This window comes from Paenibacillus sp. J22R67 (assembly GCF_059692175.1).
The window spans coordinates 1,248,952-1,267,912 of the sequence record NZ_JCAUAX010000001.1 but is presented as its reverse complement, the minus strand read 5'-3'; the positions used below and the strand labels follow the sequence as shown (position 1 = coordinate 1,267,912).

At 45.0% G+C, this 18,961-nt stretch carries 15 protein-coding genes; 10 read left to right on the top strand and 5 right to left on the bottom strand.

Annotated features, from left to right (window positions below):
• The first annotated feature begins 9 nt into the window (after positions 1-9).
• Together AC58VC_RS05625 and AC58VC_RS05620 are read left to right on the top strand one after the other, a co-directional pair.
• Positions 10-1,071, top strand: coding sequence for an ABC transporter substrate-binding protein (locus AC58VC_RS05625; RefSeq protein WP_497367825.1), 1,062 nt, complete (start codon positions 10-12; stop codon positions 1,069-1,071).
• 28 nt (positions 1,072-1,099) lie between these two features.
• Positions 1,100-2,020, top strand: a complete 921-nt coding sequence (locus AC58VC_RS05620) for an MBL fold metallo-hydrolase (RefSeq protein WP_497367824.1) — start codon at positions 1,100-1,102, stop codon at positions 2,018-2,020.
• Positions 2,021-2,113: 93 nt separating this feature from the next.
• On the opposite strand, the gene AC58VC_RS05615 is transcribed toward AC58VC_RS05620, so the two are convergent.
• On the bottom strand, positions 2,114-2,965 hold the full coding sequence (locus AC58VC_RS05615; protein ID WP_497367823.1) for an aldo/keto reductase: 852 nt from the start codon (positions 2,963-2,965) through the stop codon (positions 2,114-2,116).
• A 221-nt stretch (positions 2,966-3,186) separates the two neighbouring features.
• Positions 3,187-4,104: an AraC family transcriptional regulator gene (locus AC58VC_RS05610; RefSeq protein ID WP_497367822.1), complete on the bottom strand. Its 918-nt coding sequence runs from the start codon at positions 4,102-4,104 to the stop codon at positions 3,187-3,189.
• A 211-nt stretch (positions 4,105-4,315) separates the two neighbouring features.
• On the opposite strand from AC58VC_RS05610, the gene AC58VC_RS05605 reads away from it, so the two are divergent.
• The 6 genes from AC58VC_RS05605 (at position 4,316) to AC58VC_RS05580 (ending at position 8,153) form a co-directional block, all read left to right on the top strand.
• Positions 4,316-4,645, top strand: a complete 330-nt coding sequence (locus tag AC58VC_RS05605) for a carboxymuconolactone decarboxylase family protein (protein ID WP_497367821.1) — start codon at positions 4,316-4,318, stop codon at positions 4,643-4,645.
• A gap of 21 nt (positions 4,646-4,666) precedes the next feature.
• Complete coding sequence (locus AC58VC_RS05600) at positions 4,667-5,062, top strand: aldo/keto reductase (RefSeq protein WP_497367820.1); 396 nt, start codon at positions 4,667-4,669, stop codon at positions 5,060-5,062.
• A gap of 61 nt (positions 5,063-5,123) precedes the next feature.
• The gene (locus AC58VC_RS05595) at positions 5,124-6,104 is read left to right on the top strand and encodes an aldo/keto reductase (protein ID WP_497367819.1); all 981 of its coding nucleotides are present in this window, start codon (positions 5,124-5,126) and stop codon (positions 6,102-6,104) included.
• 188 nt (positions 6,105-6,292) lie between these two features.
• The gene (locus AC58VC_RS05590) at positions 6,293-6,748 is read left to right on the top strand and encodes a hypothetical protein (RefSeq protein WP_497367818.1); all 456 of its coding nucleotides are present in this window, start codon (positions 6,293-6,295) and stop codon (positions 6,746-6,748) included.
• On the top strand, positions 6,745-7,428 hold the full coding sequence (locus AC58VC_RS05585; protein WP_497367817.1) for an MFS transporter: 684 nt from the start codon (positions 6,745-6,747) through the stop codon (positions 7,426-7,428). Before AC58VC_RS05590 ends, AC58VC_RS05585 begins: the two co-directional genes overlap by 4 nt.
• The gene (locus tag AC58VC_RS05580; protein WP_497367816.1) at positions 7,386-8,153 is read left to right on the top strand and encodes an MFS transporter; all 768 of its coding nucleotides are present in this window, start codon (positions 7,386-7,388) and stop codon (positions 8,151-8,153) included. The genes AC58VC_RS05585 and AC58VC_RS05580 overlap by 43 nt, the downstream gene beginning before the upstream one ends.
• A 106-nt stretch (positions 8,154-8,259) precedes the next feature.
• Here the strand turns inward: AC58VC_RS05580 and AC58VC_RS05575 are convergent, their stop codons facing one another.
• Positions 8,260-8,424: a hypothetical protein gene (locus tag AC58VC_RS05575; RefSeq protein ID WP_497367815.1), complete on the bottom strand. Its 165-nt coding sequence runs from the start codon at positions 8,422-8,424 to the stop codon at positions 8,260-8,262.
• Positions 8,425-8,603: 179 nt separating this feature from the next.
• Here AC58VC_RS05575 and AC58VC_RS05570 point away from each other — a divergent pair, with 179 nt between their 5' ends.
• A complete protein-coding gene (locus AC58VC_RS05570) occupies positions 8,604-9,548 on the top strand; it encodes an SDR family oxidoreductase (protein ID WP_497367915.1) in 945 nt (314 codons plus the stop codon).
• A gap of 76 nt (positions 9,549-9,624) precedes the next feature.
• Here AC58VC_RS05570 and AC58VC_RS05565 read toward each other — a convergent pair whose 3' ends face one another.
• Positions 9,625-13,959, bottom strand: a complete 4,335-nt coding sequence (locus AC58VC_RS05565; protein WP_497367814.1) for a S8 family serine peptidase — start codon at positions 13,957-13,959, stop codon at positions 9,625-9,627.
• Positions 13,960-13,998: 39 nt separating this feature from the next.
• Positions 13,999-17,310 (bottom strand): S8 family serine peptidase, encoded by a 3,312-nt coding sequence (locus AC58VC_RS05560; RefSeq protein WP_497367813.1) that lies wholly within the window; start codon positions 17,308-17,310, stop codon positions 13,999-14,001.
• Positions 17,311-17,763: 453 nt separating this feature from the next.
• On the opposite strand from AC58VC_RS05560, the gene AC58VC_RS05555 reads away from it, so the two are divergent.
• Positions 17,764-18,927 carry a DUF4317 domain-containing protein gene (locus AC58VC_RS05555; protein WP_497367812.1) on the top strand — a complete coding sequence of 388 codons (1,164 nt, stop codon included), beginning with the start codon at positions 17,764-17,766 and terminating at the stop codon, positions 18,925-18,927.
• Positions 18,928-18,961: the final 34 nt, after the last annotated feature.

Sequence of the window (18,961 nt, the reverse complement as noted above, 5' to 3'; positions counted from 1 at the left end):
AGATTTAATATGAAGAAATCTCAATCATTTTTACTCCTGGCGTTTCTGCTGACTACTTCTCTCTTATCTGCCTGTGGCACAGGAGCTTCAGGCGGCAACAAGGAGCAGACATCAGCATCAAGTCAACTGGCAGAACTTTCGACAGTGAAAATCGGTTTGCTCAAAAATGTGACCCACGCCCCAGCCTTCATCGCGATCAAAAAAGGTTATTTCCAGAAGCAATTTGGCAATAACGTCAAGGTTGAGGTTGTGGGCTTCGATAACGGCTCCGATTTCTCCACAGCTATGGCCACCAATCAGATTGATATTGGCTTTGTGGGACCTAGTCCTGTGACCAACCAGTACGTTCGAAGCAAAAATATCAAAATTATTTCTGGCTCCAATAATGGAGGAGCGGTATTGGTTGCCAGAAACGACTCTGGCATTTCCAACGTCAAGGATTTGGCAGGAAAAACAGCGGTCATCCCGACGAAAGGCAGCACGAATGAGATTTCCCTGCGTTTGCTGCTTGAACAAGAGGGACTGAAAGTAACAACTGATACTTCAGGAGTACAATTAATTACGATGGCGCCGGCTGATACGCTCGTGGCGATGAAGCAGAAGCAAGTAGATGTTGCACTGCTGCCGGAACCGTGGGGAACGCAAATTGTAAGCGAAGGCATCGGAAAGATCGTTGTTGATTGGAATAAGGTACCGCCGAATGACGGCGATTATCCACTAACCATATTGGTGGCGAACGATAAATTCCTGAAGGAGCATCGCAATGAGGCGAAAGCGGCAATTCAAGCCAATATGGAGGCAATTGAGTTTATCCAGAAAAATCCTGAAGAAGCCTATAAATTAGTTAGCGACGAGTTAAAGGAATTGACAGGTAAGGGCTTGGCACTGGAACTAATCAAGGCTGCATTAGATCATCTAAGACTGACAACGGATGTGGATAAAGCTTCGCTGGAGACAATGGCCAAGGTTGCTATTGATGCAGGCTATATGAAGGGAATCGAGAAGAACTCGCTGGATTTGAGCGATATGTTGGATTTGTCTTTGCTTCAGGAAGTAAAAAGTGAGAAATAATAGACCTTTAACGCAGGAGGAATTAAATATGCACATACAGCCACAGGAAAATCTTCAGCCCGAGTTTCATGAGGACATTAAAGTGATTTTACTCGGAACAGGCTCTCCAAGAGCATTTTATGGGAGAGCTAAGCCCGCTGTGGCCGTACTTGCGGGTCATAAGGTGTTTTTGGTAGATTGTGGAGGCGGTGTCGTGGATCAGCTAATTAAAGCAGGGGTCATGCCTCAGAGGGTATCCGATGTGCTGTTTACACATCATCATTACGATCACAACGGCGGTTTTTTCGATGTGTTTATTACCAGCTGGCGAACACACATTACCCCCGAGCATGTATTTGAGGGACGATCAACGCCGTTGCAAGTTTACGGTCCCGAGACAACCAAAGAAATTATCGGTAAAATGCGGGAATCTTTCGAGTTCGATGTCAAGCTTCGCGTCAGTTACAATTTGTCGGATGAAGCGGGTGCACGTATCGAATATACTGAACGAAACGAGGGAGTTGTCTACGAGAAGGATGGAATCAAGATTACTGCTTTCGAAGTAGATCACCGCCCAGTCTATCCTGCGGTCGCATATAAATTTGAGTACAATGGGAAGTCGGTTGTTATTTCCGGGGATACGATTCCTGTAGCAAATATGTTGAAGTACAGTCAAGAAGTCGATCTTTTGCTACACGAGGCGTATAACAAAGAATGGCTGGATATGCTGATTCAGCAATATCCGGCCTATGACAAAGCACTATCCAATCCAGCTAAATATCACACGACGACATTGGAAGCAGCCGAAATCGCAAAGCAAGCAGGTGTGAAGCATCTGGTGCTTACTCATCATATTCCCGCTCCGGCGGCAAATGAGGATGCAGAGGAAGAGTATATCCTTGGGATGCGGGATATCTATCAAGGACCGATTACGGTAGGATGCGACCTGATGTCCTTTCAGTTAGGCTAGAGTATCGGCTGCCGTTTCCAAGATAACGAAGACATTATTCCTATTATGAGGAAATACCGTGGAGACCACAATATGCATTCTACTTATCGTTTATTAAATATCGAGTTTACGAGTACCAAGCCACTTCACCTTTTCAGGATCGCGATGCGAAAAGAACAGGCTCTGTTTCGTATCTAACGTAGTAATAGACTCCATATCCTCTTGCTTTAATTCAAAATCAAAAATATGGAAGTTTTCAATAATTCTTTCTTTACGAACCGACTTTGGAATCACAACGACTTCTCTTTGTGTCAACCAACGTAAAACGACCTGAGCAACGGATTTTTTATATTTTTCAGCTATATTTACCAATATCTCATTCTGGAACAAGTCATTTTTCCCTTCAGCAAAAGGCGCCCAGGATTCGATCTGAACATGATTCTCTTTCATGAATTGTGCATTTTCTATTTGTTGGTTAAAAGGATGTGTTTCAACCTGATTGACGGCAGGAACGACTTCATTATGAATGATCAGATCGATCAGACGATCCTCATGGAAGTTACTAACGCCAATTGCACGGACCTTTCCTTCACGATACAATTCCTCCATAGCTCGCCATGAACCATGCACATCGCCGAATGGCTGATGAATTAAGTACAAATCCAAATAATCCAATTGCAATCTTTGCAGAGATTTTTCAAATGCTTTTTTTGTGCGCTCATAACCAGTATCCTGAACCCAAAGTTTAGTAGTTATAAATAACTCTTCTCGACCCACGCCACTACGTTTAATCGCTCTGCCAACTGCTTCTTCATTGAGATAAGAGGCAGCGGTATCGATCAAACGATATCCAGCCGTAATAGCGTCATAAACGCTTTGTTCACATTCATTTGCATCTTGAATCTGAAAAACACCAAAGCCGAGTATCGGCATCTCAATACCATTGTTCAAGATTACTTTTTGCATATAAAATCCTCCAGTTTTTTATGATTGTGTGCAAGTCAAGTCAAATCAATCCTATCCATAACAGCCACCTTGTTCTCATTCTTATTATGCATCAGATGATAAAGCAATCGTTATCCCATTCGTCTCAAATGTTTGCCTAAATCTCTCGCTGCCGCATGAATAACGTTAAGAGGCTCTCCCTCGGTCATTTGATGACCTTTGGGGCAGCCTCTATGCTTGCTTTACGCGTGGACTCTTTGGTCGTAGCCTGCTTTCAACCGCTTTATATCTTCTCTAGGTGGAAGGCCAAACATACGAGAATATTCACGGCTGAACTGCGATGCACTCTCATAGCCTACTCGGAAAGCTACATCGGCGGCATCTGTTGATTCGGACATTAATAAGCGCCGGGCTTCCTGTAATCGCAGCTGTTTCTGAAACTGAAGCGGACTCATGGCAGTTACCTCTTTGAAGTGCCTATGAAACGTAGAAATCCCCATATTGGCTAATTCCGCAAGCTCCTCGATTCGTAAAGGCTTATCCATGTTATTGATAATTTGATCAATAGCCTCCCGGATTTGGTAGGTGCTGCTACCTTCCATCGCGATTTGCGCCAGCGTAATACCGTACTGCCCTTGAAGGAGTCTGTATAAAATTTCTTTCGTGTAGTAGGGAGCCAGAAACGGAATGTCTTTCGGTCTGTCTAGTAAACAAGACAATCTCATGATCGCATCCAATATGGCTAACTCGATCTCGCCGACAAACATCGCCCGTTTGGTACCTTCTTGCGGGGCGAATTCAATGTTTCCCTCATTTAATACATCTAATATTTGATTCTGTGTAAATTCTAGTTTTAAGCTAAGATAAGGCTCATCGGGAGAAGCTTTGATAACGTGACCGATCACGGGCAAGTTCATGGATGAAACCAGATAGTCGGCAGGCCCATACTCAAAGCGCTCCTGGGACAGTAGTACGTCTTTATAACCTTGAGCGATGAAACATAAGCAAGGTTTGTATACTCTGTAAACGGGCTGAGACACTTGCAAGGCACGAACAATAAATAAAGATGGAATCCCCGTCTCGTGAACACCGTCTTGACCCGCATGTCGCTCAATCAGTTCGGCGAGTTCATTCTGTAGGTTATCAATACGTCCTGACATACAGTCCTCCTTGCGAATTGACTTTTGATGATCTCATTATAATATAACAATCGTCAATTGCAAAAGTAGCGACGAGAGGATTAGGCAATCATTTGAGACGAATGAGATAACGTTCTCTTTTGAAATTGTAGCATAATAAGATTGTGCTTAAATTTGCAGGCCGAGTTTTAACAACCGTTGACATAATAAGAGTGAAAGGGAGCGAGATAAAATGTCAGATTCCAAAGAACTTACTATTGCTCAGAAAGCGATCGGAGATTTCGCGCCTAAGTTGGTTGAACTAACCGACGAAGTATTATTTGGGGATGTATGGAAGCGTGAGGAACTTTCTCCGCGCGACCGCAGTTTGATTACCGTAGCGAGCTTAATCACCGGCGGAAATACACAACAGCTGAAAAACCATTTAAATTTGGCAAAACAAAACGGTTTGTCAGAAAAAGAGCTAATCGAAGCGATGACCCATCTTGCCTTCTATGCAGGTTGGCCGAAAACAATGTCAGCCATTATGGTTGCCAAAGAAGTATTCACTTCTGAAAAATAAGTGGGCAAGCGAGGTGATCAATTGGAAATTCGTTCGCTAGGAAATACGGGATTAAAAGTAACCAGCTTGTGCTTGGGAACAATGACTTTTGGCAACCAAGCGGACAAAAAGGCTTCCTTCGAAATGTTGGACAAAGCCTATGAGGCAGGTATAAATTTCATTGACACGGCCGATGTGTACCCGATCGGAAGGCAATCGCATGCCGTCGCAGGTGCGACCGAGTCGATCGTCGGGGAGTGGCAGCAAGGTAAACGAGACAACCTGGTGCTTGCGACAAAGTGTGCTGGCGCGATGGGACCTGGCCCCAACGAAAAGGGCTTGAGCAGGAAGCATATCTTCACTGCGGTTGAGGATAGTTTACGCCGCTTAAAGACGGATTATCTCGACCTTTACCAAGCAGCAGTTGGCATGGCTTGACGGGCTGTGGTTTTCACTGCCCCGCCGCCGCGAATTTAGTTAGCATAGAGGAGGCAATGAAATGGAGTATGTGAAACTAGGAAATACCGGCATGGACGTATCAAGGTTGTGTATTGGCTGTATGAGTTTTGGTGTTGCGGATCGGTGGAGTCATCCGTGGGTACTAGACGAGGAACGGAGCCGGCCGATCATCAAAAGAGCCCTCGAGCTTGGCATCAATTTTTTCGATACGGCAAATATGTACGCAGTAGGAACGAGCGAGGAAATTGTCGGGCGTGCGCTGAAGGATTACGCCAATCGGGATGAAGTTGTTCTTGCGACGAAGGTTCGATTTCCAATGCGCCAAGGTCCGAACGCGGCAGGTCTATCCCGGAAGGCCATCATGACAGAAATCGATCATAGCCTCAAACGTCTGGGTACGGATTATGTGGATTTGTATCAAATTCATCGCTGGGATTATGAAACGCCGATCGAAGAAACGATGGAAGCGCTTCATGATGTGGTGAAGGCGGGCAAAGCGAGATATATTGGTGCTTCCGCCATGTACGCGTGGCAGTTCCTGAAGGCGCAGCATATCGCAGAGAAAAATGGATGGACCCGATTCGTATCGATGCAGAATCATTACAATCTTATCTATCGGGAAGAGGAGAGGGAGATGCTCCCGCTATGCAAGGACCAGAAGATCGCCGTTATTCCGTATAGCCCGCTTGCCAAAGGAAGATTGACGCGGGACTGGGAAGAATCAACTCATCGTTCCGAAACGGACCAAGTGCAGAAATCCCAATATGGCCCGCATGAGGCTGCGGATCGGGTCATTGTGGAACGAGTTGCGGCACTGGCGGAGCAGCGCGGAGTTCCGCGTTCCCATATCGCGCTTGCTTGGGTTTTGCAGAAGGAGCCCATTACGTCACCGATTATCGGAGTAACTAAAATAGCCCATCTAGAGGATGGAGTAGCAGCTCTATCAATCAAGTTAACGCCTGAGGAGATTACTTTTCTAGAAGAACCGTATATTCCTCATCCGTATATCGGCTTTCAGTAAAACTAAACTACAGCTGTACAAAGCGAGGAGCAGGTCTGCCGCCGTGGCAAACTGCTCCTTTGGTATGTAAATGTTTATTTACGCATCGATTGTGTTTATAAGATAGTAGGGCAACTTTAACCCCCGAACAATACGATCGTTTCACAAGGAAAGGAAAAGGTAGGATTATGACTAATCTAAGCAAAAGGATGAAAGTCACGACGATCTTAGGGCTATCCTTATCTATTGTGATGGCTTCATGCTCGACAAAGGAAGTGGCAGCCGGGCAAACGCCGGTTACCTCGAATACCGGTTTAAGCAGTTCAAGATCAGAAGTGGGTAATGAATCCACATATGTTGACGGCATCCACTCTGCGATCGGTGACTACGGGAGCAACGACTCGTCCATCGGAGTGACGATTACCCTAGTTGACGACGTCATCACCGGCATCCAAATTACTCCTCAGGCAACGGATCCGAAATCCCTTGACTTGCAGCAACGTTTCGCCGATGCGATACCGGCGGTTGTCGTAGGGAAGAGGATCGACGAAGTAAACATAGATAGACTCGCCGTACCCAGCCCTACCCCGGGCGGGTTCGAGACGGCGATTGAGCAGATTAAGGAGCAGAATCGGATCGGACCGACACCCACAGGAAATGAATGAACGCAGAGTGCCGTTCAAGGAGGATAAAAGATAAAAGAGCCGCATTAGGGACTTTGAATCCTGCGGCTCTTTTTCATTTTAGAAGTAAAGTGAGAGGATTAGACAATGATCCGAGACGAATAGGATATCAGTCTCTTTTTCATTTATTGCATAATAAGAATAAGCTTAATGTGGAAACCAGCGGTAATCATCATGTTTTAAGGAGGCAAAAGTTGTTTACTCGAATAAATAAATTGTTTGCAATCAAGGGATATAGTTTGTTTGTCATTTGTGTTCTATTGGTAGGTACAGGTATTTCAATTTCACTGCCGTACTTAGCGCTCTATTGTACAGAGAAATTGGGAATGAGTGCGGCAACCTTCGGTATTTTCACAGCAGTGAGTTCGTTAAGTGGCGTGGTGGCCAACTCTTTCATAGGTAAACATTCTGATCGCAGGATGGACCGGAGATTTATTATTATTATAGCAACGGTTTCATCTGCACTAGGCTATACCTCCTATTTAGTGTTTGATAACTACTTAATTTTGCTTATTATCGTCAGTTTTTTTAGTGGTTTAGGGGCTGCCGCTATGCCGCAAATTTATGCTTACGCTCAGGAATCGGCAAATGAAAGCAATCCGATGACAAGACATTTGCCATGTCCACTTTACGTTCACTCGTATCTCTCGGTTTCCTGGTAGGACCCTTAATCGGAACAATAATCTTAGGAACTGTTGGATATAAGGGTCTCTTTCTGGGTACTTCTGCTATTTTTATTACAATAGAATCTCTTGTTTATACATTTTTACCTAAAAAAGGAAAAATTCAAAAAAAGAGAATGGGTACTGGTACAACTGCACTCAAACGCAGTCAGATCTACTATCCGTTAATTGCCTTCATCTTTCTATTTGCGGTCAATGCCATTAACGGGATTGTTACGCCATTATTTATTGTCAACGAGCTCCATGGTACATATTCCGATGTTGGAATGGTTGTTAGTATTTGTGCTGGTTTAGAGATTCCCATTATGTTCGTGTTAGGTGCTGTAAGTAGAAAAATATCCAACCATTCTTTGATGATCAGCGCATGTTTTATTGCCATACTTTACAATATTATTTTAAGTGTTTCTACCGATTCCTGGCATCTGATCGTAGCCCAGCTTTTGCAGGCAGCTTTTGTGGCTATTGTTATGGGCAATGGATTAAGCTATTTCACGGAATTGCTTCCAAATTCACCAGGGCTGTCCACATCGATTTATTACAACGGGTCTATTATTGGAAGGTTAGTAGGAAATTTAGGCGGAGGTATCATAGCTCAGTATGCTGGGTTTCGAGATGTTTATTGGGTGTGTCTGGCAATTGTAATTGTCTCATTCTTTATCTTATGGCGCATAAGACCCCATAAGGATATTGAAGTAGCTGCTTGATTACTGTTGGTTGATGAGAACCTGATGTCATAAATCACAAGAAAAGTATATCGTTCCCGGCAAAAAACCATCGTCAGATTGAAATTTGACGATGGTTTTTTGGGAGTTAAATGATGGCGTACGCTGGTTCATAACGGGGATTCGTATAGTAGGGCGGTCTGATTGAGATGACAGGCATTGGCCACGAGTGATTCAAATATTCCATCGTAAGTTTTTCATTTGAATGATGAATGAGTAAGATCTTTACTTGGGGACTGAAAATAAACCTCATTGACGTACTCCTCCTTGTTCTAGAGATGTGTGATACATTCTATTTCATTTTGGCATTAATGATTCATCTATTCAATAAATGGCGAGAGGTATTGTTTTTACCAAGGCAGCATAGATTATTGTGAAATTGAAGGCTGAGGAGGGCTGTCAGCTATGAGTAATGACAATGTTGAGAACGAAATGAGAGAGTTGCAAAAATGGTTTGAACAGAATAAAAAAAATGATCCGTACCCCCTTTATCCAAGCTATGGGAAAATAACGAGATATGAAGAGATTCCGATATCATTTCCAGAGCAACAACAGCTTCGCCAACCAGGATTAGAAAGGCTCATGGTTCCCAGCCCTATCCTTGAAAATCCCCATTACAAGGGTAGTGAAAAATTAAAAGGGAAAGTGGCATTGATTACTGGCGGAGATAGCGGGATGGGAGCTGCTATAGCGATTATTTTTGCTAAAGAAGGTGCTGACGTAGCGATCTCCTATTTGGATGAGCATGAGGATGCGCATCGTACAAAAACTCGCGTAGAACAATTAGGACAGCGTTGTCTTCTTCTTCCAGGTGATTTGCGAAGTAAGCAGCAATGCATCGATATTGTGGAAAAAACAATAGCCTTTTTTGGAAAGTTAGACACTCTTGTGAATCATGTAGGCGTCCAATTTCAGCAAAATTCGTTGACCGATATTACAGATGAACAATTTAACGAAATCTTTACGGTAAATGTATATTCTCATTTCTATACAACAAGAGCAGCTCTTCCTCACTTGAAAGCAGGGAGTACGATTATTAATACAACTTCAATAGTTGCTTATATTGGTCAGAAGCTATTGCTGGACTATACAGCAAGTAAATCTGCTATAGTAGGTTTCACCAGGGCACTTGCAAGCAGTGTAAGCAGTCAAGGTATCCGGGTTAATGCAGTCGCACCGGGACGAATTTGGACGCCTTTAATCCCGGCAAGTATGACGAGTGATGAAATAGCCCTGTGGGGTACGAACAACCCAATGAAGAGAGCTGGACAGCCCTTTGAGTTAGCTCCTACTTGGGTTTACTTAGCATCGGATGATTCCAGTTTTGTTACCGGTCAGGTGTTGCATGTCGACGGCGGGGAATGTACGAGTTCCTGATCACGGCTGGTATTACATACTTTGAAAAAAAAGCCCCTTCATCGGGAGTAATCCCGAAACGAAGGGGCTTCTTCTGTTAATTTATTCGCTTCGCAGCTAGAAGCAATTCATGAAGTACCTTGGCTGCCGCTTCACGTGTAGTTGACAGCGTTGGACGGAAGAACAGGCTTCCTGCTTCTTCAATACCATCCATTAAACCGGTGTCTGTTACTGTTTGAATACTGTCTTGGGCGTAATCACTGAATTGAGTAGAGTCAGTGTATGGCTTCACATTGCCAACTGATTGTTTCGTGATGCTCAAAAGTTTGATCGCTCTGGAGAGCATAACCGTCAAATCTTGTCTGCTAATTTCCGAGTTAGGATTGAAAATGCCGTCATAACCGGAGATCAGTCCTGCTTGATAAGCGACCGCAACATCTTGTGCGAACCAATCCTTGCTTGTGACATCACTGAATGGCGCAGGTGCTGCGCTCATATGCAGGCCAAGTGCTCTTACCAGCATCGAAGCGAACTGAGCACGTGTTACATTAATCTTCGGTGAAAATGCTGTTGACGATGTCCCATTTAGAATAAATTTATGGGCAAGTGTTTCGATCTGATCTTTCGCCCATGACGAATCGATATCGGTAAATGCAACCGAGTGACTCGCAACCGCATAGGTAGATAACCCTGGACGGCCGATCGTTACAATCGTTTTGCCATCAGCTGTTTTCTTGAATTGAGCCGGGACAGGATAACCCTCTGTTCCTTCTGTATAGAGAGCACCTGTACGACTAGCATCCACAGCTTGATCGACGATAAATGATCTGTAGACCACTTGATCTGGTTTCAACGTAACCGGTGTTCTCACACCATCTACGACAGACGATACTTCAAAGGTGTATGGCGTGCCGATGACCGCTGCACCTTCATAGCTTTCCGTGAAGTGCGATGCTTCCTCGGCAGCCGGCGTAATGTCGATCACCAAACCAGCTGTCGTCTCCAAGCCTTCTAAAGCGGATAGCGGGAGCGATACGGAGGCATCCTTCCAAGTAAAGACAATCGCACTTTGCTTGGAGGCCGCCTGCAGCATTTTTACTTGCGAAGCTGTAAGGCTTAGACTTGCGGACTGATCAGCTCCATTGGAAGAAGATATGGATACACTGAAGGCTGTCGAAGACTGCTTAGCCGAATCCAGTGCTTTCTGTAGATCAGAATCTGTTACCGTCACAACGCTATGATCTCCTTGCTTGGCAACACTTCCTGCCAAAGCAGCAATTGTTTGATTGCTTTGTACGACGGATGATGCAACTTCCTGATTACCGGCAGCTGGCGGTGCTATGTAGCCACCACCGCCGCCGCCACCTCCCCCTCCACCTGAAGGTGGCGGTGTTGGAGTTGTCGGAGGCTGAGGTTGTTCCGTACCTGCCGAGCTTTTTTGCACATAAACGGTCTGAGAGATAGAGGTCACTTTCTCAGGTTTCAGACTTTTATCGTAGTGCACGGCAACCACGACAAACTTGTACGGCCCCTCGGGAAGCTGTTTTACCACGAGTCTGCCATATTCATCTACTTCCTCCCCTACATAACTACCGTCTATATTTTCAAATGTAAACTTGCCTGCAGGAATCGGCTTTAAGCTTGCGTCAAGGAGATTGATATCGAACCATGAAGACAGCATACCTGAAGTTTCATCATCCACGCCAGTATAGTAGAGCTCCATGTAGTTCATTTCGTCGCTTAACAAGTTAGCAGAGACTTCGATTGGGGCATCATACGATACCTTCACATTGGATACTTTCATGTCCTGCAATTCAAAATCGTTATCAGAAGCATCCTTGCCTACATGAATGACAAACGGGAGATGCAGGTTCGGTAGTCCAGTACTTTGCAATAAGACTTCGCCTTCGTAAACACCGTGAACAGCTCCATTCTTAGCTTTGGCTGAAAGCGTAAAGGAATGACTCGTATTTCCAGCCACGGTAATGGTGCTGGACTGTGAATTCACAAGTCCTCCGAGCTTCACTTCGACGTTATCGCTGCTCGGTGTTTCGATAGGATCGCTTGGATCCGAAGTTACATGGTTATGCATGACGACAGAAACGGAGTAGGTCAATTCGCTTTCCGATGTATTTTTCAATCGGAGTGGTTTGACGACAGCGTCAGCACCAGGCTCAATCGCTCCGAAGCTGAGACTGCTGGCTTCGCTTTGCAGTACTTTTGGATTCATTTTCTCATCATAAATGGTAATCGGATCCATGGCTTCCACAAGTGCTGGCGTTGCAAGCGCACTAAACACATCGGCGCGCCCTGCACCCTGGGAGTAGGCATCATACTGTGTACCTTTCTCATCAAAAAGGGTGTCTGCCGTATTGGCAAGCGCAGCACGCACATCGCGAGGAGTCCAGTCTGGATGTTTTTGCAGTACCAGCAGCGCAAGGCCCGCAATATGCGGCGATGCCATGCTCGTACCACTAATTCGGTTGTACGCTCTTTCGTAATCGGCATCCGGATTTATTTTCCCGAAAGCAGGCCATGTAGAGCGAATATTCACGCCTGGCCCACTGATGTCCGGTTTAATACTGTAGTTGCCGTCGGAATTCGGTCCACGTGAGCTGAAATCGGCAATGCGATCCCCAGGTACAATCTCCGATTTGAACGAATCACCAAATGTAAACTTCAACACCTTATTGCTGTACTCAGCTGAAATTATCTTTCTTGCGAGTGCTCGACCCTCATAACCGCCCATATCGAAGGTAGGGAGGAAATCATAATTTTCGCCAAGGAAACCGGCAACGCCGATCTTGCCATCTCGTCCGCCGATATGTTCGGAGAGATCCACTTCCGTGCCTTGCCCATTCTTGGCATTTCCATTAAAAATAATGAGTGCTTTTGCATGGTGGTTTTTGGCGTTTTTCACTTTTACATCAAAAGAGAGCACACCACGTGAAGCAAAGACCACTTTTCCATCGTAATTGACATCGCTCGAATAATCCGAATCCGCTCCTAGGCCTACATAGGCGGCTTCCAACGGATCGGTGCCCAGCACTTGTGCCAGATCTTCTTGACCGACGCCCCAAGCCATAACATCCAGAGCGTATACCGCTTCATTGACCGTAACAGCCCCATAAACTGCATTGTTTACTGAGACGCGTGGTTGGGGGACTGGCGCATCAGAAAAGGCGGGTGCAACAGTGCCGCTGATGTGCTTGCTCGTACTCGTCGCAGCTGCAACCGTGATGCCCAGCTGCGAGCTGGCAGGCGATCCCATACTGTAATAATAGTAACCATCGCTTCCAGAGTTACCACTGGCAACGACAGCAGTGACACCCGAAAGAACAGCGTTATTAATGGCAATGGAATCCGGTGAGTCAGGACTTTTCTCCATATCCGAGCCCAAAGAAAGGTTGATAACGTCCATCCCATCCTTAATCGCATGCTCAATCCCGTCAATGACTTGAGCGGAGCTTCCTGTGACTTGAACTACGGGCCAACCTTTCTCATCTAAAACAATATTTTTCCCTAATACTTTATAGGAGTAAAGATCTGCTTCATAAGCAACCCCTTTTTGAACCCATTCTGAAGTTTGATTCACCGCCCGTCCAACAATGGTTCCCGAAACGTGGGTGCCGTGATCGCTACCTTCAAAACCATAATTATCATCGGGTAAGTCCTCATATGGGTCATCATCCTTATTGAAGGAGTCATATCCACCCTTGTAGGCACTTGCTAAATCCGGATGCAGGTAATCGACGCCGGTATCGATGACGCCAACCTTCAGTCCTTTGCCGGTATAGCCTAAGTTCCAAGCTTCTGTAGCCCCAATTTGTTGAAGCGGATCAATATCGTAGTTAATCGGATCATTTGTTTCAGAACTCAAAATCGGTGTTGCCGGAAGCGGAGCTGCATAATAAGTGATGTTCGGACTGATGGCTTTCACACCTGGAACTTTGGCCAGTTGAGGAATTTGATTCGCATCGATGGTGACTTCCAACCCGTTAAGGACGGTATTGTACTCAAAATTAACTTTCATCCCAATGCCTTTTGTACTGGCAGCGCTCAAGAACGATTTCTGTTCTGCTTTAACCGTTTGCTCAGCAGACTGAGCAGAGAATGACTTCTTGGCAAGCCCTGCAGCATGTTTGGCTACAGTGACTGGCTGTCCGCTTAGCTGAACAATTACATTCACTTTTTTAGATGAAGTGGTGTCGATGTCAGGATCTATGATGGCAGCGCCTGTATCAGCAGATTTCAGCAAGCTGCCGCCTTTCAGCGAATCCATCAACGAGGCGTGCAATTTGGACTGGAGTTGTTGTAGATCGGTAGAATTCGATGATGTCCCAGCTGCCTCGACTTGGTAACTGTAGGGAGCAGCAAGCATAAGAGAAGCCATTAAGAGAGCAACCGATTGTTTAATCAGCAATTTAGCCAAGTTCTATTTCCCCATTTCTTCAAATATGATTCTTGCTTCTTACTGAATGATGGAAATTGCATCAAATGAGACGAACGTACCGCTGGATGCCGCATTCTTTTGTCCTGTATTGACGATCTTGATCGTATGAACGCCAGGTGATAAAAGAGCCGACTCGAAAACAACTGCACGGTATTTCGTTGTTGCACTGTACATATCAACAGGTACAGGTGTCACAAGATTATCGTCAATGTAGATATTGGCTTTACCGCGATTCGGACCGGTATATGCGATGAGTTGAACCTTTTTGCCCTCAAATTGATATTGAGCGGTGCTGTCTGCAAGCTCTGAGTATCTGGCCATTCCACCCAAATGCTTCGAGCTGATATTCGTGAACCACGGGACGTTGAAGCTGCCTGAATAATCGTCATCCTCCACGAAGTTAGCAACCATAAAGGCATCCACGTTGAGGAAGGCAGTTCCTGATTTTTTGGCTTCAGGGTCGAGTTTGCCTGTCCATTCTATGCTGATGGTATGCTGTCCATAAGGGAACAGTTTCTCGAAGATCACTTGTTTGCTTAGTGCAGTAGGGCTGTACAAGGATGGGGAGGCTACTTTCACACCATCAAAGAACACATCGGCAATACCCTGATTTTCATTTTTCAAGCCTATCCAAGAGAAATAATTACCTTGGAATGAAAATTCAACCTTGCCTTTTTCATTGATTTGTTTCGCGCTTTTGCCTGAAAATGCACTATTGTTGAGTGTTGACCATGGGCCAATAAATACCAATGAAGGGCTTGATTCTTCATAGCCACCGATCTGGTTGTCAGTTTTGACTGTAAGCGTATAGCTGCCGCTGCCCTTATAGGCATATACATTCACATAATAAGTACCGCTCGTTGTTACCTTGTAAGTGATAGTTTCTGTGGAGGTGTCTTGATTTTCTGAATAGGCAAGCAAGTTGCCGCTTGTATAGATGGTCTTGGCATCAGGCGGATATAAGAGAAGATCAAAATCAGTGCCATTGTCGCCTGTCAATGAAATGTTGACATTGTCCCCCGCATTCAATTCCAACGAGTAAACGTCATTCGCGTCGCTCTTGTCATTCAGTTGGTTAGTAACACTTTCGCCGAAGAACGGCGTTCCTGGGATATCGTCGTCTGTTAGTGCCTTATAGGCGTTAATCATTCTGCCACTAGCCACGAATCCTGTTAAGGAGCTAAGGCGCGTACCGCTATTAATAATTCGCTGCTTAATCGCGACAGCACTTAGAGAAGGATCCTGACTAAGCACGAGTGCTGCAACGCCTGAAGCGTGAGCAGCCGCAATCGAGGTACCACTCAGAATCTCGTAATTACTTTCATAAAAGTCAGAATTCGTGTAGTTCAAATTAATTTTCGTGATCGAAGGATCTCTGGACAAAATGACATTGTAACTGTCCCTATCCTCTTCGAGCGGATACTTCATATTCGCATAAATCGTATCCGGCATGCCTTCGGCATAACTGTAATCGTGTTGTTCCACCCATTGAAAGTGAAGAACGTTTTTCACAAAATCGCTCTCGACGATACTAGATTCTCCATTAGTGCCACCTCTCTCGTCAAAACCATTGAGCACATTGTTACCTGAAAACAGGATATGACCGCTATCCTTCGTGAGGTATTCCGTTAATTGCTTCTGGTCTTCTGCCGTCAAGTTCGAAACGGACAATCGGTCAGCCATACCCGTAAACCAGATGACTGCATCGTAATTTTTCATCACTTCAGCTGTCGGACCGTCTCCTCCGTTAACAGCTGCCTGAACATGCGTGATCGTACCTGCATAATCCTTGAGTAGCTCTTCATAGATCGGAAGCCTATTCACGCTTGCTATCGGAGACATATTGGAGAGATCATCCTGAACCAGAAGGATTTTTGAGTCAGCATTGAACTTGGAAACACCCAGATACTCCATCGCTCTGTCGAATACATCTTGACGGTAGTTGAAGGAATCCTTAGATGCAGCGAAGCCCTCGTCCTCCTCATCATCTTCCTGACCATTCGGGATATACTCAAAGCCAATCCCGTTAAAAACGACTTTGTCATTCAAAACAGGATCATAGATCTCAGCGCCAAGCCCGGGATTATTCGTCGGAATTGTCGTTACGATCGCGTCACCAGGAGCCGCAACGTCAACAGACTTGAATCCATAATTTCCGATCGCGGAAAGCTGTCCTTCGTTGGTGACGGATGTCACGGAAACAATATTGGGGCTGTCATAGGAAGATGGATAAGCAGGATAACCATCATTATTGTATCCACCATTGCCCGCAGCGGTAATAAACAACATAGAAGAGGCATCAATCGCATCTTTCAGCGCTTGGCTATATTCTTCCATTTCGATACTTAAATTGGCGATCTTCACGCCTTTGTTCTCCGCATAGGCAATTGCCTTAATGATATCGGATACTGCCCCCGTTTCGGGTCCAATGAATTTGAGCGGCATCAGTTTGACATTCGGTGCGATGCCGGAAATGCCTGTCTCGTTATTGTTCGATGCAGCAATAATTCCGCCTATCACCGTACCGTGCAAATCGCCGTCAAGCTCACTGTATATCTGATTGTTATTTCCAAAGAAATTCCATCCGGAGACATCATCGATATAACCATTACCATCATCATCTTTCTGATTGCCTGGAATTTCCTTGGAATTGGTCCATAGACTGTCCTTCAAATCCAGATGGTTGCTTGCAATCCCTGTATCAATCACTGCGATGACAACATCGCTGCTGCCCTTCGTAATCTCCCAAGCTTCAGGTGCCTTGATGTCAAGGCCCACCAGACCCTCGCGCCCTTCTAGATAAGGGTTGTTGTAGTTATAAGGCACGATCTGGCCGGTGTTGTGAAGTCCCCATTGCTTCGGGAAGTACGGATCGTTTGGCAGGCTGGCCGGACGAACCTTGTGGTCAGGCTCTGCATACTGAACATTCGAATCTTTGTTTAATTCTGCGAGTAGCTGTTCAATATCTGTAGATGGGGTAAGCTGCATGACCTCTGCGTCAATGCTGCCGAGCGTCACTCTATTCTGAATGCGGCTAGCAGCAATTGCCGCTGAGGATAGAGAGCTAAAGCCTTTTTTATATTTCACAATGATACGATCGTTGACATAATCGTTTTTTGCATGGGTGACTGGAGGTTTTTGTGCTTTCTCGGATGACTGATTTTGTGCAGAGATTTGAAGAACCTCTTCTTTTGGAGCGGTTTCTTCAGTCCATGCGCTTTTCCGGGGGTTCATATCATTTGCATAAGTCAACGGAGGACTCAAGGTGCCGATTAGGAACGATGAGAACGCCATAACAATGATCGACTTCATTAACAATTTTCTCTTCAAGTGGATAGCCTCCTACGATCATATGATAGATTCGTTGCTCCTTAACCGCTGCACTTGTTGTTGGTTATGTAGTTGATCACCCTCTTAATAAGGACGGAAATGTCTGATATTGACGAATTCTGCGTTAATTAATCTTACACATAAAATGAAAATACTGGATTACACAACAAAATTTCTTATTTTTTTATATGTGATCACCACTTTCTCTTGCTGTTCATGTCATGTAATCTGACTTGACATAATGATAGTATCATATTCTTTGGAAAAATAAAGATATTTTTGTGTTTCGATTGCCAAGCGCATCCAAGAATATGTACGAATTACCGAGACTCACATTTTTGGATGATTTAGCATGGATTCTCTTAAAGTTGTTGAGTAATTAATCATAATGAATTAACATACAGAAGTAGTTCATCCAAGTGATAGGAAAGCACAGGAGTTGACCGAAGGATCATGATGAAAAAAGAAATCGCGCATATTCGCAAGCAATTTAAGTTGGATCACGAGATGCTTAAACTTTTCGATATTTTTAACGTGTATATCATGAAGGAAAGCAATGAGATCTACCATTATGAGCGCCAGCCGTTCGCCCTATTGGACAGGGAGAAGCAGGAATTATATATGGCCAATTTCAAAAAACTGCTGACCGGCGAATTAGATCAGAAGATGTTCGAGTTAAAATTTCAGGAGGAAGCGGAAGAGCCTACGCAGGTGCTTCTCCATCAAGGTTTGATAACCGGCAATGCGCAAGAATGGCAGGATTTAATGCTCTTGTTGGTGGACAAAATGTTGGTGGATACCGTATACGAACAGGATACGGTGATTACTTTCGTCCGCGGGCAATATTCTAGACCGACCAAGGCGAGAAACGATGAAGCCGAACAGAGCGAGAAGGACGAAATGTTCGCGAATTTGTTCATTTTGTGCAGCGTGAATTCCACAGAGCAACAGCGGAAAACGCTCATGTTTGATTATGTCGAGAGGGAATTTAAGTATAATGTCTTCGTAGATCCGATCATCAAATTAAACACGCCAGAGCAAGGTTTTTTCTACCCTAGCGTGACGGACAACTATTCTGACGTAAATCGCATTCTATATTGCTCAGGGAGAGCGAATGAACCCAATGTGGCCTTCATCGAGCAAGTCTTAAATGCCGAGATGACCGTGACGGCGTTAGAAGAGAGAGCCATTTTTGAGGATATCGTGAAGGAAGTAGCGGGAGAACAACTGGATGCGGCAACGATCGCTCAAGTGTACGAGGAAATTCATCGGGTCATCGAATCCAACGAGGAGGAAGAGCCTCCGAAGCTGGATTATAAAGATGTGGAACGCATGCTGATGGTGAGCGGTGTGGAGGACGTGACGAGGGAAAAGGTGGAACGAGCATTCCAGAATGTCATCGACGACAAAAACTACGAAATCAAAGCGAGCAGCGTCATTCCGAAGTTCACTTCGAAATCAATTAAGATTGATACGAAGGTAGCCACGATTACGATCAGTCCGCAAGATTTAAAGTACGTGAAACAGGTGAATTATCAAGGGAAACGATGTATCTTGATCGAGGTTGACGAAGACGCCGTGATCGAAGGATTCACACTTAATACGGAGACGTTGTAGAACGCGAGCAAAATCAAGTTTAAGAAGACACGGA